This window comes from Marinovum algicola, assembly GCF_900109145.1.
In the GTDB taxonomy this organism is placed as follows: Bacteria; Pseudomonadota; Alphaproteobacteria; order Rhodobacterales; family Rhodobacteraceae; genus Marinovum; species Marinovum algicola.
In genome coordinates this window covers 58,810-85,431 of the sequence record NZ_FNYY01000022.1, presented here as the reverse complement: position 1 = coordinate 85,431, position 26,622 = coordinate 58,810, and the positions used below count along the sequence as shown (strand labels likewise).

The following is a 26,622-nucleotide window of genomic DNA, read 5'->3' as shown; positions in this document are numbered from 1 at the left end:
TCGGGCGGTCTCAAATCCCGGGGGAGCCCTCATTCGTCAGCTGAAGCGGACCGGCTGGAAGCCGGTGGCTTCGTTCCATTCAATGGATAGTGAAACCCTGAAGGATCATGAGGATGTCATCGGCATCGTCTGCGACGGCCATCCTTGGTGTAGCCAGCGCCAGAAGCACTTACGGGTTTCGGTCACAAAACATCGTGGCCTATGGGCTCTCTTGAAATAGGGAACATCGCTCTACGAAGCCAAACTCAGGAGGTGAAAATGCATGGAGGAAATATTGACCTGCTCGAACTTGCTCGTGTGGTGAAGGACGGTGGTAGCGTAAGTGAGGAAGAATTCATTGAACTAATGCAAGGTGTGCTACCGATCGACTCATTGAAGGATATCACTCCTGAAGAGTCGGAGTGGTTGTTCATGGCGATCACCTGGTTGTTCGACTACACCCTCCTCCTGTGGGAGTTTCACCGAACTGAACTTAACAAAGGCACAACATACCTTGGTCACCCAAGAATCCCCGGGTCCAGCGGGCCCTTCATAGATACTATGCTCACCCGCGGAAATAATCCGCCCGACTACACGCAACTTGAGGACTTTGGCATTGGACGATCGCTCGAACCTTGAGTCCTGAGCAAAACGGCGGAGTGCGACCGTTCGCTGCCCTCGGCATCAAGGCGCGAGGTGCGCGGACAACGGCCGTTCGCTGCAATTCGCGTGTATGACAGCTATTCCACCGAGCTTTCTGATTACTCCGACTTGGTCTGTCACGCACTAAGGACGTCGAGCAGGGGGCAATCTGGTGTGTCCGAGCCGGTGCAGCGTGCGATTGTCTGAGCGAGCACGATCTCGATCGCTTGGAGGTCGCGGATTTTGTCGCGCACTACCTCGAGATGGTGGCGCCCCATCCGCTCGACCTCGGCGCAGGTGTGACTGCCGCGATCGACCAGAGACAGCAGCCCGCGGATCTCTTCCATGGTAAAGCCAAGATCCCGTGCGCGCATCACGAAGTGCAGCCGCTCCACATGCGCCGGTCCGTAGCGTCGATGACCTGACGCGGTGCGCGGCGGATCGGGCATCAGGCCGACATTTTCGTAGTAGCGGATCGTCTCGAGGTTGCAGCCCGTCAGCCTGGCGAGATCGGAGCGCTTGAGGTCGCTCGCGAGGGCGTGATCGTCGGGCATATGATTTCTCGTTGATCCTGTAGCTACTACAGACCCTATCTTGTCAGTTATCGAACGACAACAGGGCGACAAGATGATGGTGAAGACGAACGGGGCAGAACCTCAGACGGAGGATAGGCCTGACAGGACCGGATGGACAGCCACTGGCGCCGGGGTGCTCGGGGCGCTGGCGATGACCTCTTGCTGCATCCTGCCGCTGGTCCTGGTTAGCCTTGGCGTCACCGGGGTCTTCATCGGCCAACTCACAGCGCTCTACGCCTACAAGTGGGTAACCCTCTCCTTCGCCTTGGCGGCGCTCGGCTATGGATTCTGGAAGGCTTACCGACCTGTGTCTGCCGAGGACTGTGGCACCGGGGCCTGCGCGCGCCCGGTGGATCGCGGCCTGATGCGCGGACTGCTTTGGGGCGCGCTGGCCGTGGTGCTGCTGGCCTTGGTCTTTCCCTATGTCGCGCCGCGCATCCTGACCTTCTGATATCGGAGCCCATCATGAGACAAGTGTTACTCGCTGCCATCCTCTGGATCTCGCCGACCGCGATCGTTGCAGCCGAAGCCGAGACCCGCCTGCACGTCACTGGTCTGACCTGCCCCTCGTGCAGCTATATCGTCGCCACTGCGCTCAAGCGCGTGGAGACTGTGGAGATCGCGGAATTCCTCGAGGGCGAGGCCGAGGATGGCGTTTACGTCCTGCACTATGATGACGCCGTCACCGGCCCGGCCCGGCTTATCGCCGCCGTCACCGGCGTGGGTTATGGCGCAACACTGGCCCCGGAAGACGGCTCGTGAGCGAGCGCGAGACACACCCCAAGGACGACCGCTTGCTGAAATACGGGCTGATCGGCACCGTCCTGGTGGCGCTGTGCTGCTTCACCCCGGTCCTTTTGGTCCTGCTGGGCGCGGTCGGGCTTTCGGGCATGCTGGGCTGGCTCGATTTCGTGCTTCTGCCGGCGCTGGCGGTGTTCGTCGGCATCACCCTTTACGCGCTCTGGCGCCGCCAACGCAGGACCTGAAGAGAGGATGATATGAAAGATTGCTGCACGCGCAAGGGCGGTTACGATCTCGCTGTGATCGGCGCCGGGTCGGCTGGATTTTCCGCCGCCATTACCGCCGCCGAAACCGGGGCACGAGTCGCGCTGATTGGCGATGGGACGATTGGTGGGACCTGCGTGAACGTGGGCTGCGTGCCCTCCAAGGCCCTGATCCGCGCCGTGGAGGGCCCTCACCACGCCCGCGCCGCCAATCGGTTTGACGGCATCAGTGCCGAAGCCAGCGTGACTGATTGGACTGCGACGGTCGCGCAAAAGCAGGCGCTCGTGGAGGAGTTGCGCGCGGCAAAATACGCCGACGTGCTGCCTCGGCACGAGAACGTGGACTACATTGAAGGTCGCGCCCGGTTCGACGACAAAGGCAGTCTTACCGTAGACGGCGCGGCGTTCCCGACAGCGAAGATCGTCATCGCCACCGGATCGCGTCCCCACGCGCCCGCGATCCCCGGCATTGAGGATATCGGCGCCCTCGACAGCACCTCGGCGCTGGAACTCACCGTTCTGCCCGCCTCAATGTTGGTCCTCGGTGCGGGCTATATCGGCGTGGAGCTTGCGCAGCTCTTCGCCCGTGCCGGTGTCGCGGTGACCCTGGTCAGCCGCCGCGGCGTGCTGCCGGAGGCTGAGCCCGAGATCTCCGAAGCACTGGAGGGCTACCTCGCTTCCGAGGGCATTCGACTGGAGCGGGTCGCCGGCTACGAGAGCGTGATGCGCGACGGCCACGGCCTACGTCTGACTGTTAACGGGGGTGAGAACTTCGGCGCCGAGCGGCTGCTGCTTGCCACCGGGCGGGTGCCGAACAGTGATGGCTTGAACCTCGGCGCGGCCGGGATCGAGACCGACGCGCGCGGCGGCATCGTGGTGGACGCGCAGATGCGCACTTCCAACCCCTGTGTCTGGGCCGCAGGCGACGTCATCGGCCGTGACCAGTTCGTCTACATGGCGGCCTACGGCGCCAAGCTCGCCGCCCGGAACGCGGTGGCGGGAGAGGCACGCAGCTACGATAACAGCACGATGCCCTGGGTCGTGTTCTCCGATCCGCAGGTGGCGGGCGTGGGACTGAGCGAGGCACAGGCCCGCGCCGCTGGACACGAGATCCTCACCTCGGTCCTGCCGCTCGACGCCGTTCCGCGCGCGCTTGCCGCCCGCGACACGCGCGGGCTGATCAAGCTGGTGGCCGAGGCAGGCAGCAAACGCCTGCTGGGGGCGCAGATCCTTGCTCCTGAGGGCGCAGACAGCATCCAGACCGCAGCGATGGCGCTGAAAGCCGGGCTCACCTACGAGGAGCTGGGCGATACCATCATGCCCTATCTCACGACAGTGGAAGGGCTGAAGCTTGCGGCCCAGACCTTCGAGAAGGACGTGGCAGCGCTCAGCTGCTGCGCAGGATGAAGGCATGAGCGGCAGATCGAAACGCGACCTCCTCGGTTCGGCCCTCGGCGCCGCACTCGCCTGGTGGCTGCCGATAGGTGCCATGGTGCTGGCGATTCCACTGCCCGATGGACCCAAGATGGGGATCTGGTTGCTGGCATTGGCGTGGATGGGAAGTGCCTGCCTGTTCAATGCCCGGCGCTGTGGCCGGGTCCATTGCCGCTACACCGGGCCCTTCCTGCTGGCGATGACGCTCCCTGTGCTGGGCTATGGCACGGGGCTGGTGCCGCTCGGAGAGGACGGCTGGCGTTGGCTCGGCATTGCGACGGGTGGAGGCACTATGGCGATCTGGGGGCTGAGTGAACGATTGATGGGTCGCTATCGTTGAACGCGTAAGCGGCCCCAGACTGATAAGCATGAACGAGGAGCACATATGACCGAGACACTCGACCTGATCGTCATCGGCGCCGGCATGGCCGGGATCAACGCCGCGAAAAAATGTAGCCAGGCGGGTTGGTCCGTCGCCATCGTCGACGAGCTGCCCTATGGCGGCACCTGCGCACTCCGGGGCTGCGACCCGAAGAAGATGCTGCGCGCCGGCGCCGAGGCGGTGGAGGCCGTGCGGCTGCTCGAAGGCAAGGGCGTCGCTGGAGGCACCCGGATCGACTGGCCAGCCCTGATGAAGCACAAGGAGAGCTTCACCGACCCGGTGCCCGAGAGCATGGAAAGTGGGCTGACAGAAGCCGGGGTGAAAACGCTACATGGCCGCGCGCGCTTCACCGCCGAGGACCGGATTGAGATCGACGGTCACGGCGAGATCGCTTTCCGCCACGCGCTGATTGCTACGGGCGCAAAGCCGAGGCCGCTGGATTTTCCTGGAAAAGAGCGACTGATCGACAGCACCGACTTCCTGAACCTCGCCGAGCTGCCGCGCCGGATCGTCTTCGTCGGTGGCGGCTACATCTCCTTCGAATTCGCCCATATCGCTGCGCGGGCGGGAGCTGAGGTGACAATCCTCGACCGCGGCGCGCGCCAACTGAAAATGTTCGACCCCGACCTCGTAGAGATGTTGCTCGAACGGAGCCGCGAAGCCGGGATTGAGATCGCGGCCGAGGCCGAAATGGAGCGGGTTGAGGATACGGTTGGGGCGCACCGCGTGCTCTACCGCAAGGCCGGGCAGAGCCATTCCATTGAAGCCGATCTCGTCGTTCACGGTGCAGGTAGGGTGCCCGCCATCGACCATCTTGACCTTGAGGCTGCCGGTATCGAAACAGAGCACGGTGGCGTGAAGGTTGCGGCCTGGCTGCAATCTCCGTCGAACCCACGCATCTACGCCGCCGGAGACGCTGCCGCCTCGCCAGGAAAGCCGCTGACCCCGGTCGCCGTCTTCGAAGGCAAGATCGCTGCTTCGAATATGCTCAAGAACAAAAGGACCGAGCCAGACTACGCTGGGGTGCCAAGTGTAGTGTTCACCATTCCCGAGCTGGCGCGGGTCGGCCTGCTCGAGGAAGAGGCGCGAGAGATGGGTGATGTGGAGGTGAGCTTCACCGACACCTCGGGCTGGTTCTCGCAGAAGCGCATCGGTGAAACACATGCCGGTGCGAAGATCATCACGGCCAAGGACGGCAAGATCCTCGGCGCCCACATGTTCGGTCCTGACTACGCCGAGCTGATCAACGTCTTTTCCCTGGCAATCAAGCTGGAGCTGACGGCAGCGCAGGTGAAGGCCATGCCGGCAGCCTACCCGACAGGGGCATCTGATATCGGGTCGATGTTCTGAGAGACCAGCGGCCCTTAGCTGCGCGATCCAACAATGTCGGTTAAGGGGCCGACAGCGACGGGCACCAGAAGTTTACCACGGACTCCCCCCCCAGCTACCACGCCGTAGGCTCACTCCGAGCCCTTATAAATGAATTATGCACTGATCTATATTTGTAGCCACGCGCAGACCACTGTCATTTGGCACCATACCATATGAACGCAGAGCGGTCTCAGAGCAAATTCATCTGGCGCGCGCCGGGGCGGTGCTCTAAAACTTCTTCGACATAAATGATCTTGAGCAAGCTGGACGCAGACAGAGACTGCTCTTCTCTCAAACGGCAGCGAATTGCGTCATTGGCATTGAGGGCCACAAGGCCCTCTTGCACTTTGGTTTGGAATTCGGCGTCTTCCATTTCGGCAGTAAATGGACGCTCGCCACCGTCCGAGAAACGCCACTTGTATCCATCGCGGAAATGGACGGAGACAATTTTGAGCCAGGCGTCACGGTGGGTGATTTCGGTATCCGGCTCATCCGGCTCCGGCGGCACCTTCAACGACGGAAGGTCCGTGCGAGCAAGGCGAACAGCTTTCTCTTCTTCACTGTCAGCACCGATGCGAAGGTAGTCAAGGCCATCTACACGTGCTGCCTTAGCGCCCAGGTCTTCAACGGCCTCCCGCGTGGGTAGGTCCTGCAACAGAGCGACAGTGCGATCGTCGACAACAAAGGTCGTCTGGTTGATCGTTATTTCGGTGGTTCCATCCCCTCGAGACTCAACCTTCTCGGGGCGCTTGCCTTTCAGTGCCTTTACAGCGGCAAAAAGGCCTAATGGAGCGCCTAAAATAGTTCCCGCCTTGATCAGCAGGTCCATCAGCTGGTCGGCGGCGACGACGCGCTGGGGATGGGCGTTCACGGCGTCCAGCATGTCTGTGAGCCATCCAACATCCATCGTGAGCGCAGCCACAAAGGAACCCTGATCTGTTGCCGCGACCTTGAGGCGAGCATCGGCGCGATCGCCGTTTAGCACCTTGTTGGCCGCCTGAACAACGTTGCCGAATGCGAGGAGAGTAGGCGCCAGATCGCGAACATCGATCTCACCGTCATCAAATGGATCGCCTTCAAAGGCTATCTCAAACCGGGCTTTTGTCATAAGCACTGCTCACCTCTAAACCATACTCAAAGCTAAGCGTAACCAAAGCTGAGGCAGGCTTTTTGGGCATTGTTAGCCCAGCGGGGATTTCAAAGCAAATCTTGAGATTTTGAGCGCTTTTCCGCACAGCGAACGACAGGTCACTGCCCAACTTGCAGAGCGTTGCAGGCCAGTTTCGGGTGGAAGAGCGATCGTCGACTTCGTCCGCGATGCTCACCTTGGCTTGGCAGAACAAGCTGCACGACGCCATGGATGACCGGTTCGGGGAAGCTGCAAGGCAGCAACAGGCCATGCCATGGGTGGTGGCTATCGGCCGTCAGCTGACAGTGAATTGGCCCATCATGCCGGAATCCTCATGCTCCAGGATATGGCAGTGATACATGAACGGCGCCTCTGCGGTCGCCGGTTTGTCGAACCGCACGAGGATCTCAGCGCTGTTCTCCACCCATACCACATCCTTCATACCCGTTTCGCCGAAATCAATGGGTCGGCCGTTCTGGCTTAGCACCTGGAACGAGGCCCCGTGGACGTGGAAGGGGTGGGACATCATGTCCGCAGTAATTTCCCATACCTCGGTTTCGCCCAAGCGCAGGTCCTGGTCGATGCGGTCCATATCATATGTCTGTCCGTTGATGCCGAGTTTCGGACGGCCGCCGAACACGCCCCGCATCATCCCCATGCCCATCATCATGTTGAGCTGAAACCGCCGCCGGCGGACTGGCTCACCGAATGCCGGAAGGTGTGCGCCACGCAGTTCCTGCGGCAGTGCGTTGAGGGCGGCCGGTTGGTTGTGGTCGACCTCGATATCGAGGATGCGAAAGACGCCGTTTCGAGTATCTGCTCCGGAGTTTCCGCCCATCATGGAGCCCATCATGCCACCCCCCATCATGCCGCCCATTATCTGAACCTGGACGTCCTGTGACACGAGGCGCGCGCCGACTCCGTCCGAGAATTCGACAAGGATCTCCGCTCGTTCGGCCGGAGCAAGCTGAAGCTGCCCGCGTTGCACGGGCGCCGGCAGGAGACCGGCATCACTCGCAATCTGGTGGAACCGCCGGCCGTCGTCAAAGCTGAAGATGTAAACCCTGGAGTTCGACGCGTTCAGTAGGCGGAAGCGAACCAACCCCTGCGGGACCCGGGCAACTGGTTCCAGCGCACCGTTCACGCTGATCCGGTCACCTCTGAAGCCCTGCATCGCGGCCATGCCGTCGTCGTCGTAGTCCAGTGCGCCTCTGCGGGTGAAAGCTTTGTCCTGAATGATGAGGGGGAAGTCATCGATACCGTAGTCCGAGGGCAGGATGCCGGAGGCCGCTTCGCTGTCCTCGATCAGGAGCATGCCGGCGAGCCCACGATAGACCTGGTCGCCGGTAAGGCCATGGGGGTGCGAGTGATACCAGAAGGCGCCCGCCGGCTGATCGATGTCCAGCGCCTGCTCGAGCTTCTTCTCCGGGCCTATCAGGGAATGGGGGCCGCCGTCCTGCCAGCCCGGAACGTGCAGGCCATGCCAATGCGCCGTGACAGCCTTGTCCAGACGGGTTCTGGACGGTCAGCCGCGCCGTTCGGCCGCGTTGCATCCGTAAGGTCGGCCCCAAGTGATCTTGAGACCAACCCAGCGTCCGCGTCTCGACCCCTTCGGCGAAGCGGTGCCTCCCCTTTACGGCTTCCAGCAGGTTGCCAGCGCCCTCTCCGACATCCATCAGCGGCGGGATCGGCAATATGGCACCGGCTATCGGCCGCGCATGCGCGCGTCCTACCAAGGCGGGCGCTGCGATAGCGGCAGCGGAAGATTGCAGGAAATCGCGTCGGTGCATCGTTGGCTCCTAAATTTTTCCGAAGCGCTATGGCCCACTCTTTAGATAGCTTCGGCTACAGGATGTCTAACCGGTGACGTGTGTTTCCAGTGTGTGGCGTCTCCAAGCACGCGGTAAACCAATGACGCGAAGGAGCAATCCAGCGGTCTTTGGTTGTTGACGTGGCGAACATCTGGGCTGGGCCGGCCGCGTTCCACGGAAGCAACAGGTTCGTTGTGGAGAGCGGGCTCACAAGGGGCCTCTGCGACCCCGCATGAGCCACCTCCGTGCGTTCACCTACCTCGGTAGAAGATACACCCCCAGACCGATAAAATAAAAAAAAGTCTGTCGGAGATTTTCGTCTTTGGCAGAAAAGCCAATATCTCGATTACAGCGCCGAGGCGAGGCGTGGGAACCTTGACGCCGACCATCTGGGGTCGGCACCCGCCAGGAGATTTCCTATGCCCCGTGACTTCTATTTCACGCCTCCCCACACGGCCTTTGTTCTCGCCAACGCGGCGGCGATCTGCTCGTCGGCTTCGCTTCTCGGCGGACCGGTCGCGAAAGCGCGCGTCCATCGTCTCATCGACGATATGAGCCTTGCCCCACCGCTCACCTCCCGGCTGAAACGGGAGCTCGGCGCTTTGGAAGAACTACTAAGCTTGGAGAAAGTCCAGGATTTCGACAGCGTGGAAGCGGAGCGCTTTGCACTCATCGATCCTTCTGATCCTGTCGTTGAGGATATCTGTCTGCTTCTCGATGGGTTGCGGCACGCCCGAGCGCAAACGGCGGACATCCCCGCGTGAGCCTTTCTGGCGCATTCGTGCGCCAGCTTGACGTGTTGGCACACTGTCGGCACCCGATGAGGAGAAGAAAATGCCGCTCAAGTCCACTAAGAATGCGACGGAATCGAACAGCAGGTTGCAGACCTGATTGGATGGCAGCGCCGCCTTCGAGACGCGGTTCTCGATGTCCGCGATGACCTTCCCCTTTCAATTCGCTTTGCATTGGATCGCGCATGCAAAGCGCCGCCAGAGAAGCTCCTGACGCCTTCGGGATTGGAGGAGGGCAGCGAGGTGTCGAGCCGTCTTCGGTTTTTGATCCGAGAGTTGGGAGGGGCTCCGACGCTCTGCCATACAGACGAAGGTGATCCCTACACGGTTGGCGGAACCGAGCCCGGACGACGGGCCCAAACCCTGCTCGATTGCCTCGACGAATTTCTTCGCCGAACTTGGCGCGCTACCGATCTGCTCAGTGCACGGACAGCGCTCGAAAATTTCGACCGTAGTCGCCGAGGCCGGAGCGCTGGCACCGACATTGTCTAACTTTTGAGCTACGGACGCCATTCGCTTAGGATGAGCTGAGCGTCTGAAAGAAGGCTGAGATCAGAACCTGAAAAGGCCGCGGAGAACCCGCGGCCTTTTTTCTGTTCTCTGGCTGGGAGTCGATAACTTGCTCTGGTATTCAGCCCGGCCTACGTCTGTGAAGCAGTGACGCGGCCTCGACGCGGTCGGTCCCCGGCCTGCTCGTCAATGGGCGCGGATTTCTTGTAAAATGTGCGCGAAACTGCCCAAAAAGTGGAAACTTTGCTTGGCGGCACACAAAGCAACTGGACTAAGCCTTTTAACCACTACACTTGCTATGCCCGCAAGACGCGCAGGTCATGCAGCCCTCGATCATCCGCATCTCGAACTGCCCGCAGGACGGGCAAGCTTTGCCGCGGGTGCCGCTTTCCAGCCCCACCACCTTGGCCGTGGGATCGGTTTTCAACCCCATCCCCTCGCCCTCGAGAAAGCCGGTCGCGATCATGTGGCGTTCGATCACGCCGCCGATCGCGGCCAGGATCGAGGGGATGTATTTGCCCTGCACCCAAGCGCCGCCACGCGGATCGAAGACCGCCTTCAGCTCCTCGACCACGAAAGACACGTCGCCCCCGCGTCGGAACACCGCCGAGATCATCCGGGTCAGCGCCACCGTCCAGGCGAAATGCTCCATGTTCTTGGAATTGACGAAGACCTCGAAGGGCCGGCGGTGGCCGCCCAAGACAATATCGTTGATCGTCAGATAGATGGCATGCTCGCTGTCGGGCCATTTAAGCTTGTAGGTCGATCCCTCCAGCTCCTGCGGCCGATCCAGAGGCTCGGACATATAGACCACCTCGGCATCCTGCCCCCCCGCGCCCCGGACTTGCTCCGGGGCCTCCGCCGGAACCTTTTCCGTGCTCTCCGCCACGCTCAGCACCGACCCGGTCACATCGTTCGGCCGATAGGTGGTGCAGCCCTTGCAGCCGGTCTCATAGGCCTGCATGTAGACGTCCTTGAAGGCCTCGAAAGAGATGTCCTCGGGACAGTTGATCGTCTTGGAGATCGAGCTGTCCACCCACTTCTGCGCCGCCGCCTGCATCTTCACATGTTCCGACGGGGCCAGCGTCTGGGCGTTGACGAAATAGTCGGGCAGCGGGGCATCGCCCTTCATCTCGCGCCACATCTGCACCGCGTAATCGACAACCTCCTCCTCGGTCCGCGTGCCGTCCTTTTGCAGCACCTTGCGGGTGTAGCGATAGGCAAAGACCGGCTCGATCCCCGAGCTGACATTGCCGGCATAAAGCGAGATCGTCCCGGTCGGCGCGATCGAGGTCAGCAGCGCATTGCGGATGCCATGTTCGGCAATCGCGGCGCGCACGTCCTCGTCCATGGCGCGCATGGTGCCACTGGCCAGGAACTTCTCGGCATCAAACAACGGAAAGGCGCCCTTCTCCTTGGCCAGCTCCACCGAGGCCAGATAGGCCGCACGGGCAATCCGCTTCAGCCAACGCTCGGTCTGTGCCGCCGCCGCGTCAGAGCCATAGCGCAGCCCCTTCATCAGCAACGCATCCGCCAGCCCGGTCACCCCGAGACCGATCCGCCGCTTGGCCGCGGCCTCCTGCGCCTGCGCCTCAAGCGGGAATTTCGAGACATCGACCACGTTGTCCATCATTCGCACCGCGGTGGCGACCAGCGTATCAAGCGCCGCCTCGTCGATATGCGCGGCGTCCGAGAACGGATCACTCACCAGCCGCGCCAGGTTGATCGAACCCAGCAAGCAGGCGCCATACGGCGGCAGCGGCTGCTCGCCACAGGGGTTGGTGGCGGCGATCTGCTCGACATAGCTCAGGTTGTTGGCGGCATTGATCCGGTCGATGAAGATCACGCCGGGCTCGGCGTACTCATAGGTCGCCTTCATGATCCGGTTCCACAGGTCGCGGGCCTGGATGGTGTGATAGACCTTGCCATCGAAGTGCAGATCCCAGGATCCGTCCGCCTTGACCGCCGCCATGAAGGCATCGGTCACCAGAACCGACATGTTGAACATGCGCAACCGCGCGGCATCCTGCTTGGCGCCGATGAAATCCTCGATATCCGGGTGGTCACAGCGCATGGTGGCCATCATCGCGCCCCGGCGCGACCCGGCCGACATGATGGTGCGGCACATGGCATCCCAGACATCCATGAAGCTGAGCGGGCCCGAAGCATCCGCCGCCACCCCGGTCACACCGGCGCCCTTGGGCCGGATGGTCGAGAAATCATAGCCGATGCCGCCGCCCTGCTGCATGGTCAGCGCGGCTTCCTTCAGCATGTCGAAGATGCCCCCCATGCTGTCGGGGATGGTGCCCATGACAAAGCAGTTGAACAGCGTCACCGACCGCGCGGTGCCCGCCCCGGCGGTGATCCGCCCGGCCGGCAGGTATTTGAAATCCTCCAGCGCCGCGTAAAACCGCGCGTCCCACAGCTCCGGCTCGGCCTCGGCGCGGGCGATGTCGCGGGCGATCCGCCGCCAGGTATCCTCGACCGAGAGATCGACCGGCGTGCCGTCCGCCTCTTTAAAACGGTATTTCATATCCCAGATCTGTTCGGCGATCGGGGCGGCAAAGCGGGTCATGGGGCGATTCCCTTTTTTCAGAAGGTGTCCAAGATACCGATAACTAGAGAACAGCACAACAACTTGAAGCCGCCCGAGGCCGGCCTACAATAGATGGACCGCAGGGGGCGGGATTCGCATGAGTGACCACATCAATCTTATCAAACTTTGTGTCGGCACCGAAACGCCCGACGATCTTGCCCGGTGGCAGGCCCAGCGCCGCAGGGACCTGCCCGACAAGCTGCCCCGCCATGTCACCCGCATGTGGCCCAAGCGGGCAGAAGAACTGCTCGCCGGCGGCTCGCTCTACTGGGTGTTCAAGGGCGTCTGCCTCGCCCGCCAACGGGTGATCCGGCTTGACGAGGTCATCGGCCAGGACGGCATTCCGCGCTGCGGCATTGTGCTCGATCCCGAGATCACCCGCACCACGCCGATGCCGCGCCGCCCCTTCCAGGGCTGGCGCTATCTCACCGCCGCGGACGCCCCGGCCGACCTGTCGGATCGCGCCCGCAAAGAAGACCCCCTGCCCGCCAGCCTCAACGCCGCGCTGGCCGAGATCGGCGTGCTCTGACCCCGGTCTTCTTCTCTTTGAAAATACCGCCGGGGGTCTGGGGGCAGCGCCCCCAGTGCCTGCGTGGCGTGAACGCAAGACAACCCGTGCGCACCGCGCCCCGCCGGAAACCTAGCCGCCCAGCCCCAGCGTCTCGCGCAGCCCGTCCAGCGCCTTGCGGTCGCCCGGGTCCAGCGCCGCGCCGCGGGCGCGGAACAGCGTCGCCTGCGATTTCAGCACCAGTCCGTCCGACAGGATCTTCAGGTGGTTGGCGCGCAGCGTCTCGCCGGTCGAGGTGATATCGGCGATGGCTTCGGCGGTGAGGTTCTTGACCGTGCCCTCGGTCGCGCCCTGGCTGTCCACCAGCTGGTAATCCGCGACCCCGACCTCGCGCAGGAACTCGCGCACCAGCCGGTGATACTTGGTGGCGATCCGCAGCCGGAAGCCGTGGCGCGCGCGAAAGGCGGCGGCGGCGGCATCGAGATCGTCCAGCGTGGTGACATCGACCCAGCAGGCCGGCACCGCGATGATCAGGTCGGCATGGCCAAATCCCAGTTCGGCCAGCGGCTCGACCTGCTGTTCCCAGATCGGCAGCTTGTCCTGCACCAGATCGGTGCCGGTGACGCCGAGGTGAATGCGCCCGGCCGCCAGTTCGCGCGGGATCTCGCCCGCCGAAAGCAGCACCAGCTCGACGCCCTCGGCCCCGGTCACGGCGCCGGAATATTCGCGTTCGGAACCGGTGCGTTGCAGCGTCACGCCGCGGGCGCCGAACCAGTCGAAGGTCTTTTCCATCAGCCGCCCCTTGGACGGCACCCCCAGCTTGATCGTCATCGCCGGCCCTCCGAGAGCTTCAACACCAGGCCGGGGCGGATCACCCCGCCCACCGCCGGGATCGACCGGCCGCCGCCCAGCGCCGCGGTCAGCGCGTCATAGCGTCCGCCGGTGGCCACCGGCGGCAGGTCGGGGCGCGCCTCGGCATAGAGGCCAAAGACGAAACCGTCGTAATATTCCATCGAGGTGCGGCCGTAGCTGCCCTCGAATTCCAGCCCGTCGATGTCCACCCCGCGCCGGGCCAGCGCCTCGCAGCGCGCCGCCAGCCGGTCGACCGCATGCGCCACCCAGGGCAGATCGACGGCAATGTCGCGCAGCCGCTCGAGCGCATGCGGCAGCGTCTCGCGCACCGCCAGCAGCGCCTCGATCAGATCGACCTGCGCCACCGAAAGCGGCGGCGTCTCGGCATCCTCGCGCAGCCCGGCGATGCGCGCGGCAATCTCCGTTTCGCTGCGCAGCCCGACGTGCTGGCCCATGCGCGCCATCGGATCCGCCTGCGCCAGAAGCGCGGCGCGGCTGGCCGGCGCCGGGCTGCGGCCGGCAAACCGTTCGAGCAGCGCACGAAAGCGGCGCGGGCGCCAGATGTGACGGCGCAGCGCCGCCTTGCGGCGTTCGGTGGTGTCGAGCCCCTCGACCGCGGCCTTCAGCAAGCCGATATCGCCGGTGGCGGCACGCAGCGGCAGATCGCCCAGCGCGCCGGCGATCCGCACGAAGACATCCGCCTCGGTCAGCGCCGGCTCCGAGCGGTCGAACACCTCATAGCCGACCTGCAAATATTCGCTGTCGCGCTCCGGGTTCTCGTCCTGCCGGCGGAACACCGCGCCGGAATAGGTGTAGCGTGCCGGCTCCACCGCGCCGTTTTTCATCGCGTCCATGTGCATCTGCACCACCGGCACGGTGAAATCCGGCCGCAGCATCTGCTCGCCGCGCAGCGCGTCGGCGGTGACATAGGCCCGGCCACGGATATCCTCGCCATAGAGGTCGAGCAGGGTCTCGGCGGGTTGCAGCACCGGGGTCTGCACGACCTTGGCGCCCGAAGCTTCGAACCCAGCGCGCAGCCGCTGGGCTTCCTCGATGATCGCAGCTCTTTCCGGCATCAGCTCTGCGCCTTCAGGATGTCGCGCACCTTGGCGACAAGCTCGGACCGGGGCACCTCGAATTGCGAGGGCCGTTCCTTCCACTCTTCGAGCGTGGCATTTTCCGCGATCTGCGCGCCAAGCACCAGGTCCTTGATCTGGATGACGCCGCGCGCCGCCTCGTCGCTGCCCTCGATCACCGCCACCGGCGACTGCCGCTTGTCGGCGTATTTGAGCTGGTTGCCGAAGTTCTTGGGGTTGCCGAGGTAGACCTCGGCGCGGATGCCGGCCTGACGCAGCTCGGCCACCATGGTCTGGTATTCCGGCATGCGGTCGCGGTCCATCACCGTCACCACCACCGGGCCGCGCTCGGCGCTCTGCACCCGGCCTTTCTCGCGCAATGCCGCCAGCAGCCGGTCGACCCCGATCGAGACGCCGGTCGCAGGCACCGCCTGGCCGGTGAAGCGCTTGACAAGATCGTCATAACGCCCGCCGCCAGCGACCGAACCGAACTGCCGCGGCCGGCCCTTTTCGTCGGTGATCTCGAAGGTCAGCTCGGCCTCGAACACCGGGCCGGTGTAATAGCCGAGGCCGCGCACCACGGAAGGGTCGATCTCGATCTGGTCGGGGCCATAGCCTTGCGCCGCCAGCAGCGCGGCGATCTGTTCCAGCTCGGCGACGCCCTCGGCACCCACCGCGCTTTCGCCTACGGCGGCGCGCAGGTTGGCCAGCGTCGCCTCGGCATCGGCGCCCTTGGAGGTGAGGAAGGCGATCACCGGTTCGGCCTGCTCTTCAGCCAGGCCCACCCCATCGATATAGGCGCCCGAGGCATCGAGCCGGCCCTTGCCGAGCAGCTCGCGCACACCGGCTTCACCCACCTTGTCGAATTTGTCGATGGTGCGCAGCACGGCGGCCTGCTGGCCATCGTCGGCCACGCCCATCGCCTCGAGCACACCGTTCAGAACCTTGCGGTTGTTCACCCGCACCACATAGTCGCCGCGCGCAATCCCCACCGCTTCCAGCGTGTCCGACAGCATGGCGCAGATCTCGGCATCCGCTGCCACCGAGGGCGCGCCGACGGTATCGGCGTCACATTGATAGAACTGGCGGAACCGCCCCGGGCCGGGCTTTTCATTGCGCCAGACCGGGCCCATGGCATAACGGCGGTAAGGCGTCGGCAGATCGTTGCGGTACTGCGCATAGACCCGCGCCAGCGGCGCGGTCAGGTCATAGCGCAGCGCCAGCCAGCTCTCATCCTCTTCCTGCCAGGCAAAGACCCCCTCGTTCGGGCGGTCGACATCGGGCAGGAACTTGCCCAGCGCCTCGACGGTTTCCACCGCCGACGACTCCAGCGCATCGAACCCGTAGCGATGATACACCCCGGCAATGGTCTGAAGCATTTCGGCCCGCTCGGTGACCTCATGCCCGAAGTAATCGCGAAATCCCTTGGGGGTGATCGCCTTGGGGCGGGGCTGTTTCTTCTGCTTGGCCATGGCAGGCTCCGGGTTCTCTTCTCGCGCGTCCGTGTAGCCGGAAGGCCGCCAAGGGGCAAGCGCCCCGCCCCTGCATTTCAGCGCGACACCGCCCGCCATTGCGCTATAACCCACCCCATGACCGATCCCCTGCTCAGCGTCGAAGAACGCCTCGCCCACCTGATCCGCATGATGGATGACATGTCAGACGTGATCGCCCGACAGGACGGCGAAATCGCCCGCCTGCGCCAGCAGGTCGACATGCTGATGCACCGCGAGGCCGAACGCCAGTCGGAGCAGCCCGGCGGCGTGGTGCTGGGCGACGAACGCCCGCCGCATTACTGAGGCTCAGGTGCCGCCGCTCTTGACGTCGGTCTCGATCACGTCGCCGCGGTGCAGCAACATCTCGAACCAGGTGGCATTGTCGCCGTATCGCTCGTAGGCGCTGACAAAGACGGTGTCTTTCTCGAGCTTGCTCACCCGCTCGCCGCAGGGCTTGCCGCTGGCCACCCGACAGATCCGCGATTTGATCTGTTCATAGGCGGTGTCGGTGGCGGAATAGGGATGCACCTCGGCCGGCAGACCATAGCGCAGCATCTCATGCATGCCCGGTGCCCCGAACATGGCGACAGCGGCGGTAAAGGTGCGCGCGCAGCCATCGTCGAAACCGGTGATGTAGAACGGATGCGGCGTGGTCTTGCCCGGCGCGCTGTCATAAAGGCGATAGGCGGCACGCGGTTCGGGAAAGGCCGCGATCTCGGCGCCGCGCTTGTCGCGCGGCAGATCGCAGACCGGCTTGACCTGGCCGAAGGACAGCAAGGTTCCGGCCGGCACCGAGGGCGGCGCTTCACGCCCGGCCCCGCCGCCGCCCAGCATGCGGCTGAACAGGCCCGGGCGGGCCACCGGCTCGTTCGGCGACGTCGGCGCGGCCGCGACGGCGGCCGGCGGATCCTCGGCCAGCTCGAGATCGGACAGGCGGTCGACGCCCGACAGCGGATCGCCACAACCCGAGAGCCCGATCAGCGCGGCCCCCAAGGCCAGCGCCCTGAAAGCGACAGCGTGTTTCATGGCGCGGGCATATCCCAGGCGGGGGCCGTCCGTCCAGTCTCGGCAAGATTGCAACGGCTGTTTCCTGCGCATGGCTTACGCATTTCCAAACCACGGAAACCTTGGTATAGATGAGGCAATAAAAATATAATTGAGGTAGAGCTGGGAATGAAAGCGGGCTATCGCGGCACGTTTGTCATCTCCTGGTCGCAGACAGAAATCGACGGTTTCGCCGCGGCATCACTCTCATCCCTGAGGGTCGGTGCAGGCTGGAGCTGGCAGGGCGACGCTTTGTGCGTCGATGGCCCCAATGATGTCTTGCGGCTCGAGGGAGCGGACGGAAACGAAGCGCTGCGCAAACGCGCGGCACGCAAGGTACAACGATTGGTGGGCACGGCACTCACCGGACAGCAGAGCACACCCCCCGAGGCAAGACCGGCGCCGGCGGACGAGAGCTGCTTTGTCGTCACCGACGGGCTCAGAAGCTATGCGATCACGGTGATTCCGGCCGGGCGCGAACGCCTGCTGATGTTTGTGGGCGAGATGCCGCCGCGCGACATGCCGCTTTGGGTGGTGAGCCTCGACCTGGCGCATCAACAACGCGCCGAGGCCGACGACCCCGGCGTCATCTGCTTTACCCCCGGCACCCTGATAGACACCCATGATGGCCCCCGTCCGGTCGAGGAACTGCGCGAAAGCGACCGGGTTCTGACGCGCGACAATGGCCCGCAAGAGGTGCTCTGGACCGGCGCGCGGCGGATGACGGGCGCGCGGCTCTATGCCATGCCCGAGCTGCGCCCGGTGCGGATTTTCGCCGGCGCCTTCGGCACCGACAGGCCCGAAACCAGCTTTCTGGTCTCGCCGCAGCATCGGCTGTTGTTGCGCGGCGCCGAGATCGAGGCGCTGTTCAACACGCCCGAGGTTCTGGTGGCCGCCCGCGATCTGGCCGACACGCCCTGCGCCCAGACCGATTATGCCGCGCGCGAGGTGACCTATGTGCACCTGCTGCTGCCCCGGCACGAGATCCTCTGGGCCAATGGCCTGGAAACCGAGAGCTTCCATCCGGCCAGCGCCCAGCTCTCGACCCTGGACGCAGAGGACCGCGCCCGGCTGATCGCCGGGCTGCCCGAGGTCGAGCACGATCCGCAGGCTTACGGTGCCTATGCCCGGCGCAATCTGACTTCCAGCGAATTTGCGGTTCTGAAACACCGCGCGGCCTGAGCGCCCGAGACCCGGCATTGCCCGGGTCTCTTCGCGGCTTGACTGAAGTTACGTTATTACATTACGTATCGGAACACAATCCTTCCGACACGGCCTTTCATGACCCAGACCCCGCCCGGCAATTCCGGCGATACCTCCTTGCGGCGCCGGCGGCACCGCGCCGATCCGATGCGCGCCTATGACAACCTGCCGCGCGAGCTGCGGCGCTGGCTGGCGTCGGCGGTGCTTCCCTGGGGCGCCAAATCCGCGCGACGCGCCTACGACCGGGCGCTCGCCCGCACCGGGACGCCGCAACTGGCCCTGCGCGAGCTTGATGCCCTGCAACAGCGGCTGGTCACCCGGGATGCGCATCAGGTCTGGGGGCCGGGACATCCCGGGTGTCCACCTGCCCGCGCCGGCCACCGCGCGTCATAAGAAGCCCGCACCAAGAGCCGGAGCCCCGTACCGGATGCGGAGCATCGCGACTGCGCCGGCGCAACACGGTCGGCGTGTTACCGAGCGATGGCTCACGCAGATTTCCGCGTGGGCGCGTCCTATTTAAGGCCGGCGTGCGGACACAGCAGACCGGTCACCCTGTTCGGGCTTTCTGCTGCAACTCAGACTTTGCTCTTGTCGGCAGCGCCCGCCGATCTTGCCTCGGTTTCGGCCAGCGCCTCCAGATCCGCGAGCATCCTGACCGCGTGCGCCGCATAAGGCCCGATCCAGCGCTTCTGAACGTCGTGGATCGGGAGGGCATCGAGATGGTTCCAGCGTTCCCGGCCGCGCCGCTCGACAACCACCAGGCCGGCTTTCTCCAACACCGAAAGATGCTGCATCACGGTGCAGCGGTCGAGATCGGTCAGCGCCTCGCAAAGGGCGCCGGTGGTCTTCGGGCCGTCCTTGATCAGGTCGAGGATGCGCCGCCGCGCCCGATGGCCAAGCGCCTTGAACAAGGCATCAAATTTATCGTCGATTGACATGTTATGTTTTTATAACATGATGAGGGGGAAGCAAAGAGGATTCGTCTCATGGAATTGAAGTTCACCGTGGCCGGGCGCATCGCCAAACCCATCGAGGAGGTTTTCGAGGCCGTGGTCGCCCCTGATCGCTTATCGCAGTATTTCACCACCGGCGGGGCACGGGGCCGGCTGGAAACCGGGGCCGAGGTAACCTGGGACTTTCATGATTTTCCCGGCGCCTTCCCTGTTCTGGTGCAGGAGGTCGTTCCCAACCGGAAAATCGTGCTGCAATGGGAGGCGGACGGGAAAACCGCCACCTGGACGACCGTGACCATGGAATTCAGCCCACTGGACGACGGTCGCACGCTGGTGCGGATCAGCGAATTTGGCTGGCCGGAAACAGAGGCAGGTCTGACCTCGTGCTTCGGCAATTGCGAAGGCTGGACCGGGATGCTCTGCGCCATGAAGGCCTGGCTGGAGCACGGGATCAACCTGCGGGACGGATTCTACAAGTAAATCGATTGCTGAAAGGGGAGAGGCAACGCATGGAACCGGGAAAGAACTTGGCCATCAAGGTGCCGCTGCACCGCTGGTCGGAGACCGTGGCCTTCTATCGCGACAAGGTGGGGCTGACGGTCACCCGCGAGCTGGACACCAGTATAGGGTTCGAATTCGGAAACATGACCCTGTGGATCGATCGCGTCCCGCAGCAGAGCCAGACGGATGTGTGGATCGAACTGTTCGACGACGATCCCGACGCCGCCCTGTCGCGCCTCGGCAGCCCCATCCGGGACGAGTTGGAGCCGCTGACCAATGTGGTCGGACACTGGACATCGGATCCGGCCGGGACGGTGATCCTCCTGCGTCGAGAGCAGATGTCCTGAGGCATCAATTGGCTGGCGCCCCCCGGCTGTTGGCCGGGTGGCTTCCTTCGGCTTCGACATCCTTGCGAAGCGGCCGTTGCGGCCTCGTCAGCGGAGGTCGACCGGCAACACATCGGGCAAGGGGCGGACGGCGAACCGGGCGGGCGCTTCCGCGTCAGCGGGGATCGAGCAATCGGCGTGCAATCACCTGCGCCTGAATTTCCGCCGCGCCCTCGAAGATGTTCAGGATGCGGGCGTCGCACAGGATGCGCGAGATGGTGTATTCCAGCGCAAATCCGTTGCCGCCGTGGATCTGCAACCCGTTGTCCGCCGCCGCCCAGGCGACACGCGCGCCCAAGAGCTTGGCCATCCCGGCCTCGAGATCGCAACGCCGCCCCTCGTCCTTTTCTCGCGCCGAGAAATAGGTCAGCTGACGGGCAACCATGATCTCGACCGCCATCATCGCCAGCTTGCCGGCGACGCGGGGGAACTGGATCAGAGATTTGCCGAATTGCTTGCGGTCGAGCGCATATTGCATCGAGACATCAAGCGCCGATTGCGCCACGCCGATGGCGCGGGCGGCGGTCTGGATGCGGGCGGATTCAAAGGTCTCCATGAGCTGCTTGAAGCCCTTGCCCTCTTCGCCGCCAAGCAGGTTCTCGCCTTTCACATGGAAGTTGTCGAAGCCGAGTTCGTATTCCTTCATCCCGCGATAACCCAGCACTTCGATCTCGCCGCCGGTCATGCCTTCGGTGGGGAAGGGATCGGCCTCGTCACCCGGCGTCTTTTCCGCCAGGAACATGCTCAGCCCCTTGTAATCGCTGGTTTCCGGGTCGGTGCGCGCCAGAAGGGTCATCACATGGGTGCGCGCGGCATGGGTGATCCAGGTCTTGTTGCCGGTCACCCTGTAATCGCCGGTCTCGTCCCTGATCGCGCGGGTGCGCAGCGATCCAAGGTCAGAGCCGGTGTTGGGCTCGGTAAAAACTGCCGTCGGCAGCTTCTCGCCCGAGGCCAGCGCTGGCAGCCAATGCGCCTTCTGTGCATCGGTGCCGCCGGCAAGGATCAGCTCGGCGGCAATCTCGGAACGGGTGCCCAGCGAGCCGACACCGATATAGCCGCGCGACAGCTCTTCCGAAACGACGCACATCGAGGCCTTGGAGAGACCGAAACCGCCAAACTCCTCGGGGATGGTCAGGCCAAAGACGCCCATCTCGGCCAGTTCCTCGATGATCTCCATCGGGATCAGCGCGTCCTTGAGGTGCCACTCATGCGCAAAAGGCTCGACCTTTTCGACCGCATAGCGGCGGAACTGGTCGCGGATCATCTCGAGCTCTTCATCCAGACCGGAGGCGCCGAACATCGTCGCCCCGTGCTGCGCCTGCATAAGCTCGACCAGCCGCATCCGCGCGGCAGTGGTATTGGCGCGGGTCAGCAGGGTCTCGATCTCGGGCGTGTCGAGCACCGCCAGCTCCGCGGCATCGACGCCGAAATCGCGCGGCCGCACGATCTCGCCCTGGTTCATCGGGATGCCGCCGCGGATCTGCGCGAGATATTCGCCAAAGGCAATCTGATGGATCAGCGCCTCAAGCTCGCCGAACCGGCCCTCGGCCGCCATCCGCTCGGCCCAACCCTGCATTTGTCTGAGCGATTCCAGATAGGTGGCCAGCCAGGCCAGACCATGCGCCGCATCCTGATTGGCCTCGACCAGTCTGGCCGAGATCCGGCCATCAGAAACCACGAGAGCCCGCAGATGGGCGCGGGATTTGTCGAAGATCGCCGCCACCGGGGCAATCGCCGCGCCGGTAAGGGTAAGAAGATCGGGCAGTTGCACACTTGCCTCCACGGTCACGTCCTGTCCGTCATGGGCCATGAATCGTCATCCTTCTGCTATCCTGCACGTGCATAATGCCTTCGCAGTCGCAGCGCAACAAAAATACGTTTTTCATCGCCAGTCATTGCAAAAATTACCCACGCACTTTCCGAATGCGGCGGCGGATCGGGCATGGTAGGGCGCTGGCATGGAAGCACCATCGCCCGAATTCACCATCCTGATCCTTGCCGCCAGCGGCATGGTCGCGCTTTTGGCCGGGGTGATCAAAGGCATGGTGGGTTTTGCCATGCCGATGATCATGATTTCGCTCCTGGGTATTTTCCTGCCGCCGGATGTGGCGCTGGCCGGGCTGATCCTGCCGACCCTGCTGTCGAACGGCGCCCAGGCGCTGCGCCAGGGGGTAGGCCCGGCGGTGGCTTCGGTCAGACAGTTCCGCATCTACCTGTTGGCCGGCGCGGTGATGCTGGTGGCCTCGGCGCAGCTGTATGCCTTTCTGCCGGTCTGGGTGCTGTTTCTGGCGATCGGTCTGCCGATGGTGCTCTTCAGCCTGGTGCAGCTCATGGGGCTGCGCCTGCGGCTGAGCCGCCAGACCCCCTGGGTCGAAATCGTTCTGGGCGGCGTTTCCGGCTTTATCGGCGGGCTCTCCGGCGTCTGGGGGCCGCCGCTGGTGGCCTATCTCACTGCGCTGCACACGGAAAAGCGGTTGCAGATGCGCACTCAGGGCGTGGCCTTCGGGCTGGGCGCGGTGTTGCTGCTGGTGGCACATTCCGGCAGCGGCGTGATCCGCGGCGAAACGCTGCTGTTTTCCGCCTGGCTCTGCGTGCCGGCGATGATCGGCATGTGGCTGGGCGGACGGGTGTCCGACCGGATCGAGCAGGAGGTGTTCCGCCGCGCCACGCTGGCGGTGCTGCTGCTGGCCGGGCTGAACCTGATCCGCCGCGCCTATTTCGCCTGACCGCGTCCCGGACCTGATCCGGCCCCCCCCGGTCCTCGCCCATGCGCAATCCGTCTCGATGCGCCGGACCGGCCAAACCGGACCCTAGACCTCTTCCACCGCCATCACCCCCGGCAGGCTCTTCAATGCGCCCTTGATTTCCGGGTTCACCGGAAATTCCGCACCGGTGTCGATCTCGACCTCGCCGGGCAGGGCCGGGTCCATCAGGTAGAGAAAGATCGGGCCCCGCGCCGCCTTTTGCACCTTGCCCGCCGCCTCGGAAAGGATGGTGGCGACCGAGGGAATCGCCCCCGGTTCCTCGACAAAGACCTTGAGGCCGATCGTGCCGGCATCCGCAACCGCCGCGTCGATCGGCGCCACCGACCGGCCCAGCAGCTTGAGCTGGTCGCTCTCCATCGTCGCCTCGACCGTCACCACCACCTTGGCCCCGGTCTCGAGATGTTCGCGCGATTTCTCCAGCGTTTCCGAGAACAGCGTGACCTCATAGGCGCCGGTGGTGTCGGAAAGCTGGCAAAAGGCAAAGCGGTTGCCGCGCGCCGATTTCCGCTCCTGCCGCCCGGCGACGACACCGGCCAGCTTGGCAACGCAGGGGCTGCGTTCGGCCTTGGCCATGACCTCGTCGAGGGTCATCACGTCCTTGCGCTTGAGCGAGGCCATGTAATCGTCGAGCGGATGGCCAGAGAGGTAGAACCCCACCGCCTTGATCTCTTCGGCCAGCCGCTCGGCGGGCAGCCAGTCGTTCACCGGCGCCAGACGCGGCTCGGGCAGGTCGTCGCCGGCCTCGCCAAAGAGCGAGACCTGGTTGGAATTCTTCTGTTCGTGCACCGCCGCCGAATAATTCACCAGCGCATCGAGCGATTCGAAAACCCGGCGGCGGTTGGGATCGAGCTGATCAAAGGCCCCGGCCCGCGCCAGCATCTCCAGCGGCCGCTTGCCGACCCGCTTGAGATCGACGCGACGGGCAAAATCGTAGAGCGTGGCAAAGGGTTTTTCCTTCGCGCCCCGGGCTTGATCCGGGGCCTCGTGGCCAAGGCCCTGCCGGCCTTCGACCACCAGCTTCATCGCCTCCAGCCCGACGTTCTTCAACGCGCCCAGCGCATAGACCAGCGCGCCGTCGACCACGTCGAAGCTGGCCTGCGAACGGTTCACGCAGGGCGGAACCCAGGGCAGGCCGAGGCCCTTGCGGACCTCCTCGAAATAAGTGGCGAGCTTGTCGGTCAGATGAATATCGCAGTTCATCACCCCGGCCATGAACTCCACCGGGTGGTTCGCCTTGAGCCAGGCGGTCTGGTAGCTGACCACCGCATAGGCCGCCGCGTGCGACTTGTTGAACCCGTAGTTGGCGAATTTCTCCAACAGGTCGAAGACCTCGGTGGCCTTCTTCTTTTCGACACCGTTTTCCGCCGCGCCCTTTTCGAACTTCGGCCGTTCGGCGTCCATCGCCTCCTTGATCTTCTTGCCCATGGCGCGGCGCAACAGGTCGGCGCCGCCAAGCGAATAGCCCGCCATGACCTGGGCGATCTGCATCACCTGCTCCTGATAGACGATGATCCCCTGGGTCTCTTCCAGAATATAATCGATCAGCGGATGCACCGAGGTGATCTCGCGCAGCCCGTTCTTGACCTCGCAATAGACCGGGATGTTCTCCATCGGGCCGGGACGATAGAGCGCCACCAGCGCGACGATGTCCTCGATGCAGGTCGGTTTCATCCGCTTGAGCGCATCCATCATGCCCGAGCTTTCCACCTGGAACACGGCGACGGTCTTGGCGGCGGCATAAAGCTTGTAGGTCGCCTCGTCATCGAGCGGGATGGCGTTGATCTGGTTCTCGGCCCCCTCGGCCGGCTCGTAGAGTTCGACGCCCCCGGACGAGACATGCAGCGGCCGGCCGGATTTGAACACCAGGTCCATGGCATTCTGGATCACCGTCAGGGTCTTGAGGCCCAGAAAGTCGAACTTCACCAACCCGGCCTGTTCGACCCATTTCATGTTGAACTGGGTCGCCGGCATGTCCGAGCGCGGATCCTGATAGAGCGGCACCAGCGCATCCAGCGGCCGGTCGCCGATCACCACCCCGGCGGCATGGGTCGAAGCGTTGCGCAAAAGCCCCTCGACCTGCTGGCCATAGGTCAGCAGCCGGTCGACCACCTCTTCGTTCCTGGCCTCTTCACGCAGCCGCGGCTCATCCTGCAAGGCCTTCTCGATCGAGACCGGCTTGACCCCCTCGACCGGGATCATCTTGGACAGGCGGTCGACCTGGCCATAGGGCATCTGCAACACCCGGCCGATGTCGCGCACCGCCGCCTTCGACAGCAGCGCACCGAAGGTGATGATCTGGCCCACCTTGTCGCGGCCGTATTTCTCCTGCACATAACGGATCACCTCTTCGCGACGATCCATGCAGAAGTCGATGTCGAAGTCCGGCATGCTGACCCGCTCGGGGTTGAGGAAGCGTTCGAACAGCAGTGAATAGCGCAGCGGGTCAAGGTCGGTGATGGTCAGCGCATAGGCCACGAGGCTGCCGGCACCCGAGCCCCGCCCCGGCCCCACCGGAATGTCGTTGTCCTTGGCCCACTGGATGAAATCGGCAACGATCAGGAAATACCCGGGAAACCCCATGCCCTCGATGATACCGAGCTCGAAATCCAGCCGCTTCTGGTAGTCCTCGACCGAAACCGCATGCGGGATCACCGCCAGACGGGCCTGCAACCCCTGGTTGGCCATGCGGCGCAGTTCGGCCACCTCGTCATCGGCGAATTTCGGCAGGATCGGGTCGCGGCGATAGCAGCCGAAAGCACAGCGCTGCGCGATCTCGACGGTGTTCTCCAGCGCCTCGGGCAGATCGGCAAAGAGCGTCGCCATTTCCTGCGGCGATTTGAAATAATGCTCCCGCGTCAGCCGCCGCCGGGCGTCCTGCTGATCGACATAGGCCCCCTCGGCGATACAGATCAGCGCATCATGCGCCTCGTACATCTCGGGCTTGGGAAAATAGACGTCGTTGGTCGCCACCAGTGGCAGCGCCATCGCATAGGCCATCTCGACAAAGCCGCGCTCTGACCGCGCTTCGTCCTCCGGCAATCCACTTTCGCCGGGATGGCGTTGCAGCTCGACATAAAGCCTGTCGCCGTAGATCCCCTTGAGCCGCTCCATCAGCGCCTCGGCCGCCGGCCTCTGGCCGCGCCGGAGCAGCCGCCCCACCGGCCCGTCCGGCCCGCCCGACAGGCAGATCAACCCCTCGGCATTGGCCGCCAGCTCCTCCAGCGTCACCTGCGGCACCTGCCCGCCCTTGTCGACATACAGGCAGGTGTTGAGCTTCATCAGGTTCTCGTAGCCGCGTTCGTTCTGCGCCAGAAGAACAACCGCCGCCGGGTCCACCGGCTTGTCGCCCGGGTTGAGCGCCACATAGGCCACATCGACCTGACATCCCATGATCGGCTGCACCCCGGCAGCCTGGGCACCGACCGAGAATTCCAGCGCGCAGAACAGGTTGTTGCTGTCGGTCACCGCCAGCGCCGGCATGCCCATCTCGGCACAAAGGCCCGGCAGCTTCTTGAGCCGCATGGCGCCTTCCAGAAGCGAATATTCGGTATGGGTGCGAAGATGGATGAATCGGGGGGAGCTCGTCATGCGCGCACATTAGAACGGCGCCCGGCACG

Annotated in this window: 26 protein-coding genes and 2 pseudogenes; 16 read left to right on the top strand and 12 right to left on the bottom strand. The window is 64.0% G+C overall.

Features of this window, described 5'->3' with window-relative positions; translation table 11 throughout:
• Both BMW90_RS26895 and BMW90_RS21775 read left to right on the top strand, forming a co-directional pair.
• A pseudogene (locus BMW90_RS26895) lies at positions 1–220 on the top strand (hypothetical protein); the annotation flags it as partial.
• 38 nt (positions 221–258) lie between these two features.
• Positions 259–618 carry a hypothetical protein gene (locus tag BMW90_RS21775; RefSeq protein ID WP_074839197.1) on the top strand — a complete coding sequence of 120 codons (360 nt, stop codon included), beginning with the start codon at positions 259–261 and terminating at the stop codon, positions 616–618.
• A gap of 140 nt (positions 619–758) precedes the next feature.
• Here BMW90_RS21775 and BMW90_RS21770 read toward each other — a convergent pair whose 3' ends face one another.
• Positions 759–1,175 carry a MerR family transcriptional regulator gene (locus tag BMW90_RS21770; RefSeq protein WP_074839194.1) on the bottom strand — a complete coding sequence of 139 codons (417 nt, stop codon included), beginning with the start codon at positions 1,173–1,175 and terminating at the stop codon, positions 759–761.
• A gap of 76 nt (positions 1,176–1,251) precedes the next feature.
• Here BMW90_RS21770 and BMW90_RS21765 point away from each other — a divergent pair, with 76 nt between their 5' ends.
• From BMW90_RS21765 to BMW90_RS21740, 6 genes are read left to right on the top strand one after another with little or no spacing between them, the layout of a single operon-like run.
• Entirely contained in the window at positions 1,252–1,647 is a 396-nt protein-coding gene (locus BMW90_RS21765) for a mercuric transporter MerT family protein (protein WP_074839213.1), read from the top strand.
• A 14-nt stretch (positions 1,648–1,661) separates the two neighbouring features.
• Positions 1,662–1,958, top strand: a complete 297-nt coding sequence (locus BMW90_RS21760) for a hypothetical protein (protein WP_074839192.1) — start codon at positions 1,662–1,664, stop codon at positions 1,956–1,958.
• Positions 1,955–2,182 (top strand): mercury resistance system transport protein MerF, encoded by a 228-nt coding sequence (gene merF, locus BMW90_RS21755; RefSeq protein WP_074839189.1) that lies wholly within the window; start codon positions 1,955–1,957, stop codon positions 2,180–2,182. The genes BMW90_RS21760 and merF overlap by 4 nt, the downstream gene beginning before the upstream one ends.
• Positions 2,183–2,194: 12 nt before the next feature.
• The gene (gene merA, locus BMW90_RS21750; protein ID WP_074839187.1) at positions 2,195–3,607 is read left to right on the top strand and encodes a mercury(II) reductase; all 1,413 of its coding nucleotides are present in this window, start codon (positions 2,195–2,197) and stop codon (positions 3,605–3,607) included.
• Between the two features lie 4 nt (positions 3,608–3,611).
• Complete coding sequence (locus BMW90_RS21745) at positions 3,612–3,974, top strand: hypothetical protein (RefSeq protein ID WP_074839185.1); 363 nt, start codon at positions 3,612–3,614, stop codon at positions 3,972–3,974.
• Between the two features lie 45 nt (positions 3,975–4,019).
• On the top strand, positions 4,020–5,366 hold the full coding sequence (locus BMW90_RS21740; RefSeq protein WP_074839183.1) for a dihydrolipoyl dehydrogenase family protein: 1,347 nt from the start codon (positions 4,020–4,022) through the stop codon (positions 5,364–5,366).
• Positions 5,367–5,577: 211 nt separating this feature from the next.
• On the opposite strand, the gene BMW90_RS21735 is transcribed toward BMW90_RS21740, so the two are convergent.
• The 3 genes and pseudogenes from BMW90_RS21735 to BMW90_RS27305 all read right to left on the bottom strand — a co-directional run.
• Positions 5,578–6,495, bottom strand: coding sequence for an LAPAL motif-containing putative phage structural protein (locus BMW90_RS21735; protein WP_074839180.1), 918 nt, complete (start codon positions 6,493–6,495; stop codon positions 5,578–5,580).
• Positions 6,496–6,811: 316 nt separating this feature from the next.
• A complete protein-coding gene (locus BMW90_RS21730; RefSeq protein ID WP_211568993.1) occupies positions 6,812–7,831 on the bottom strand; it encodes a multicopper oxidase family protein in 1,020 nt (339 codons plus the stop codon).
• Between the two features lie 36 nt (positions 7,832–7,867).
• Positions 7,868–7,993, bottom strand: a pseudogene (locus BMW90_RS27305) (multicopper oxidase domain-containing protein); the annotation flags it as partial.
• 753 nt (positions 7,994–8,746) lie between these two features.
• Here BMW90_RS27305 and BMW90_RS21720 point away from each other — a divergent pair.
• Complete coding sequence (locus tag BMW90_RS21720; protein ID WP_074839178.1) at positions 8,747–9,091, top strand: hypothetical protein; 345 nt, start codon at positions 8,747–8,749, stop codon at positions 9,089–9,091.
• An 817-nt stretch (positions 9,092–9,908) separates the two neighbouring features.
• On the opposite strand, the gene BMW90_RS21715 is transcribed toward BMW90_RS21720, so the two are convergent.
• A complete protein-coding gene (locus BMW90_RS21715; RefSeq protein ID WP_074839175.1) occupies positions 9,909–12,203 on the bottom strand; it encodes an adenosylcobalamin-dependent ribonucleoside-diphosphate reductase in 2,295 nt (764 codons plus the stop codon).
• 118 nt (positions 12,204–12,321) lie between these two features.
• On the opposite strand from BMW90_RS21715, the gene BMW90_RS21710 reads away from it, so the two are divergent.
• Positions 12,322–12,753 carry a DUF1489 family protein gene (locus BMW90_RS21710; protein ID WP_074839172.1) on the top strand — a complete coding sequence of 144 codons (432 nt, stop codon included), beginning with the start codon at positions 12,322–12,324 and terminating at the stop codon, positions 12,751–12,753.
• Positions 12,754–12,864: 111 nt separating this feature from the next.
• On the opposite strand, the gene hisG is transcribed toward BMW90_RS21710, so the two are convergent.
• Genes hisG through hisS form a run of 3 tightly spaced genes read right to left on the bottom strand, consistent with a single transcriptional unit; the run spans position 12,865 to position 16,132 of the window.
• Positions 12,865–13,563: an ATP phosphoribosyltransferase gene (gene hisG / locus BMW90_RS21705; RefSeq protein WP_074839169.1), complete on the bottom strand. Its 699-nt coding sequence runs from the start codon at positions 13,561–13,563 to the stop codon at positions 12,865–12,867.
• Positions 13,560–14,660: an ATP phosphoribosyltransferase regulatory subunit gene (locus tag BMW90_RS21700; protein WP_074839168.1), complete on the bottom strand. Its 1,101-nt coding sequence runs from the start codon at positions 14,658–14,660 to the stop codon at positions 13,560–13,562. The genes hisG and BMW90_RS21700 overlap by 4 nt, the downstream gene beginning before the upstream one ends.
• Positions 14,660–16,132: a histidine--tRNA ligase gene (hisS, locus tag BMW90_RS21695; protein ID WP_074839165.1), complete on the bottom strand. Its 1,473-nt coding sequence runs from the start codon at positions 16,130–16,132 to the stop codon at positions 14,660–14,662. Before hisS ends, BMW90_RS21700 begins: the two co-directional genes overlap by 1 nt.
• Before the next feature lie 117 nt (positions 16,133–16,249).
• On the opposite strand from hisS, the gene BMW90_RS21690 reads away from it, so the two are divergent.
• Positions 16,250–16,456: a SlyX family protein gene (locus BMW90_RS21690; RefSeq protein WP_048533383.1), complete on the top strand. Its 207-nt coding sequence runs from the start codon at positions 16,250–16,252 to the stop codon at positions 16,454–16,456.
• Positions 16,457–16,459: 3 nt separating this feature from the next.
• Here the strand turns inward: BMW90_RS21690 and BMW90_RS21685 are convergent, their stop codons facing one another.
• Complete coding sequence (locus BMW90_RS21685; protein ID WP_074839162.1) at positions 16,460–17,179, bottom strand: hypothetical protein; 720 nt, start codon at positions 17,177–17,179, stop codon at positions 16,460–16,462.
• A gap of 147 nt (positions 17,180–17,326) precedes the next feature.
• On the opposite strand from BMW90_RS21685, the gene BMW90_RS21680 reads away from it, so the two are divergent.
• Positions 17,327–18,379 carry a Hint domain-containing protein gene (locus BMW90_RS21680; RefSeq protein ID WP_074839160.1) on the top strand — a complete coding sequence of 351 codons (1,053 nt, stop codon included), beginning with the start codon at positions 17,327–17,329 and terminating at the stop codon, positions 18,377–18,379.
• 99 nt (positions 18,380–18,478) lie between these two features.
• Positions 18,479–18,793, top strand: coding sequence for a DUF6525 family protein (locus tag BMW90_RS21675; RefSeq protein ID WP_074839157.1), 315 nt, complete (start codon positions 18,479–18,481; stop codon positions 18,791–18,793).
• A 182-nt stretch (positions 18,794–18,975) separates the two neighbouring features.
• Here BMW90_RS21675 and BMW90_RS21670 read toward each other — a convergent pair whose 3' ends face one another.
• Positions 18,976–19,338, bottom strand: a complete 363-nt coding sequence (locus tag BMW90_RS21670; protein WP_074839154.1) for an ArsR/SmtB family transcription factor — start codon at positions 19,336–19,338, stop codon at positions 18,976–18,978.
• Positions 19,339–19,386: 48 nt separating this feature from the next.
• Here BMW90_RS21670 and BMW90_RS21665 point away from each other — a divergent pair, with 48 nt between their 5' ends.
• Together BMW90_RS21665 and BMW90_RS21660 are read left to right on the top strand one after the other, a co-directional pair.
• Positions 19,387–19,833, top strand: a complete 447-nt coding sequence (locus tag BMW90_RS21665) for an SRPBCC family protein (protein ID WP_074839151.1) — start codon at positions 19,387–19,389, stop codon at positions 19,831–19,833.
• Between the two features lie 29 nt (positions 19,834–19,862).
• Positions 19,863–20,201 (top strand): VOC family protein, encoded by a 339-nt coding sequence (locus BMW90_RS21660; RefSeq protein WP_074839149.1) that lies wholly within the window; start codon positions 19,863–19,865, stop codon positions 20,199–20,201.
• Positions 20,202–20,355: 154 nt separating this feature from the next.
• On the opposite strand, the gene BMW90_RS21655 is transcribed toward BMW90_RS21660, so the two are convergent.
• Positions 20,356–22,050: an acyl-CoA dehydrogenase family protein gene (locus BMW90_RS21655; RefSeq protein WP_074839146.1), complete on the bottom strand. Its 1,695-nt coding sequence runs from the start codon at positions 22,048–22,050 to the stop codon at positions 20,356–20,358.
• Positions 22,051–22,198: 148 nt separating this feature from the next.
• On the opposite strand from BMW90_RS21655, the gene BMW90_RS21650 reads away from it, so the two are divergent.
• Positions 22,199–22,966 carry a sulfite exporter TauE/SafE family protein gene (locus BMW90_RS21650; RefSeq protein WP_074839143.1) on the top strand — a complete coding sequence of 256 codons (768 nt, stop codon included), beginning with the start codon at positions 22,199–22,201 and terminating at the stop codon, positions 22,964–22,966.
• A gap of 84 nt (positions 22,967–23,050) precedes the next feature.
• Here the strand turns inward: BMW90_RS21650 and dnaE are convergent, their stop codons facing one another.
• Complete coding sequence (gene dnaE / locus BMW90_RS21645; RefSeq protein ID WP_074839139.1) at positions 23,051–26,593, bottom strand: DNA polymerase III subunit alpha; 3,543 nt, start codon at positions 26,591–26,593, stop codon at positions 23,051–23,053.
• Positions 26,594–26,622: the final 29 nt, after the last annotated feature.

Coding starts and splice junctions, on each gene's coding strand:
- BMW90_RS21775 (WP_074839197.1), top strand. CDS start 259: ATGCATGGAGGAAATATTGACCTGCTCGAACTTGCTCGTGTGGTGAAG.
- BMW90_RS21770 (WP_074839194.1), bottom strand. CDS start 1,175: ATGCCCGACGATCACGCCCTCGCGAGCGACCTCAAGCGCTCCGATCTC.
- BMW90_RS21765 (WP_074839213.1), top strand. CDS start 1,252: ATGGTGAAGACGAACGGGGCAGAACCTCAGACGGAGGATAGGCCTGAC.
- BMW90_RS21760 (WP_074839192.1), top strand. CDS start 1,662: ATGAGACAAGTGTTACTCGCTGCCATCCTCTGGATCTCGCCGACCGCG.
- merA (WP_074839187.1), top strand. CDS start 2,195: ATGAAAGATTGCTGCACGCGCAAGGGCGGTTACGATCTCGCTGTGATC.
- BMW90_RS21745 (WP_074839185.1), top strand. CDS start 3,612: ATGAGCGGCAGATCGAAACGCGACCTCCTCGGTTCGGCCCTCGGCGCC.
- BMW90_RS21740 (WP_074839183.1), top strand. CDS start 4,020: ATGACCGAGACACTCGACCTGATCGTCATCGGCGCCGGCATGGCCGGG.
- BMW90_RS21735 (WP_074839180.1), bottom strand. CDS start 6,495: ATGACAAAAGCCCGGTTTGAGATAGCCTTTGAAGGCGATCCATTTGAT.
- BMW90_RS21730 (WP_211568993.1), bottom strand. CDS start 7,831: ATGCTCCTGATCGAGGACAGCGAAGCGGCCTCCGGCATCCTGCCCTCG.
- BMW90_RS21720 (WP_074839178.1), top strand. CDS start 8,747: ATGCCCCGTGACTTCTATTTCACGCCTCCCCACACGGCCTTTGTTCTC.
- BMW90_RS21715 (WP_074839175.1), bottom strand. CDS start 12,203: ATGACCCGCTTTGCCGCCCCGATCGCCGAACAGATCTGGGATATGAAA.
- BMW90_RS21710 (WP_074839172.1), top strand. CDS start 12,322: ATGAGTGACCACATCAATCTTATCAAACTTTGTGTCGGCACCGAAACG.
- hisG (WP_074839169.1), bottom strand. CDS start 13,563: ATGACGATCAAGCTGGGGGTGCCGTCCAAGGGGCGGCTGATGGAAAAG.
- BMW90_RS21700 (WP_074839168.1), bottom strand. CDS start 14,660: ATGCCGGAAAGAGCTGCGATCATCGAGGAAGCCCAGCGGCTGCGCGCT.
- hisS (WP_074839165.1), bottom strand. CDS start 16,132: ATGGCCAAGCAGAAGAAACAGCCCCGCCCCAAGGCGATCACCCCCAAG.
- BMW90_RS21690 (WP_048533383.1), top strand. CDS start 16,250: ATGACCGATCCCCTGCTCAGCGTCGAAGAACGCCTCGCCCACCTGATC.
- BMW90_RS21685 (WP_074839162.1), bottom strand. CDS start 17,179: ATGAAACACGCTGTCGCTTTCAGGGCGCTGGCCTTGGGGGCCGCGCTG.
- BMW90_RS21680 (WP_074839160.1), top strand. CDS start 17,327: ATGAAAGCGGGCTATCGCGGCACGTTTGTCATCTCCTGGTCGCAGACA.
- BMW90_RS21675 (WP_074839157.1), top strand. CDS start 18,479: ATGACCCAGACCCCGCCCGGCAATTCCGGCGATACCTCCTTGCGGCGC.
- BMW90_RS21670 (WP_074839154.1), bottom strand. CDS start 19,338: ATGTCAATCGACGATAAATTTGATGCCTTGTTCAAGGCGCTTGGCCAT.
- BMW90_RS21665 (WP_074839151.1), top strand. CDS start 19,387: ATGGAATTGAAGTTCACCGTGGCCGGGCGCATCGCCAAACCCATCGAG.
- BMW90_RS21660 (WP_074839149.1), top strand. CDS start 19,863: ATGGAACCGGGAAAGAACTTGGCCATCAAGGTGCCGCTGCACCGCTGG.
- BMW90_RS21655 (WP_074839146.1), bottom strand. CDS start 22,050: ATGGCCCATGACGGACAGGACGTGACCGTGGAGGCAAGTGTGCAACTG.
- BMW90_RS21650 (WP_074839143.1), top strand. CDS start 22,199: ATGGAAGCACCATCGCCCGAATTCACCATCCTGATCCTTGCCGCCAGC.
- dnaE (WP_074839139.1), bottom strand. CDS start 26,593: ATGACGAGCTCCCCCCGATTCATCCATCTTCGCACCCATACCGAATAT.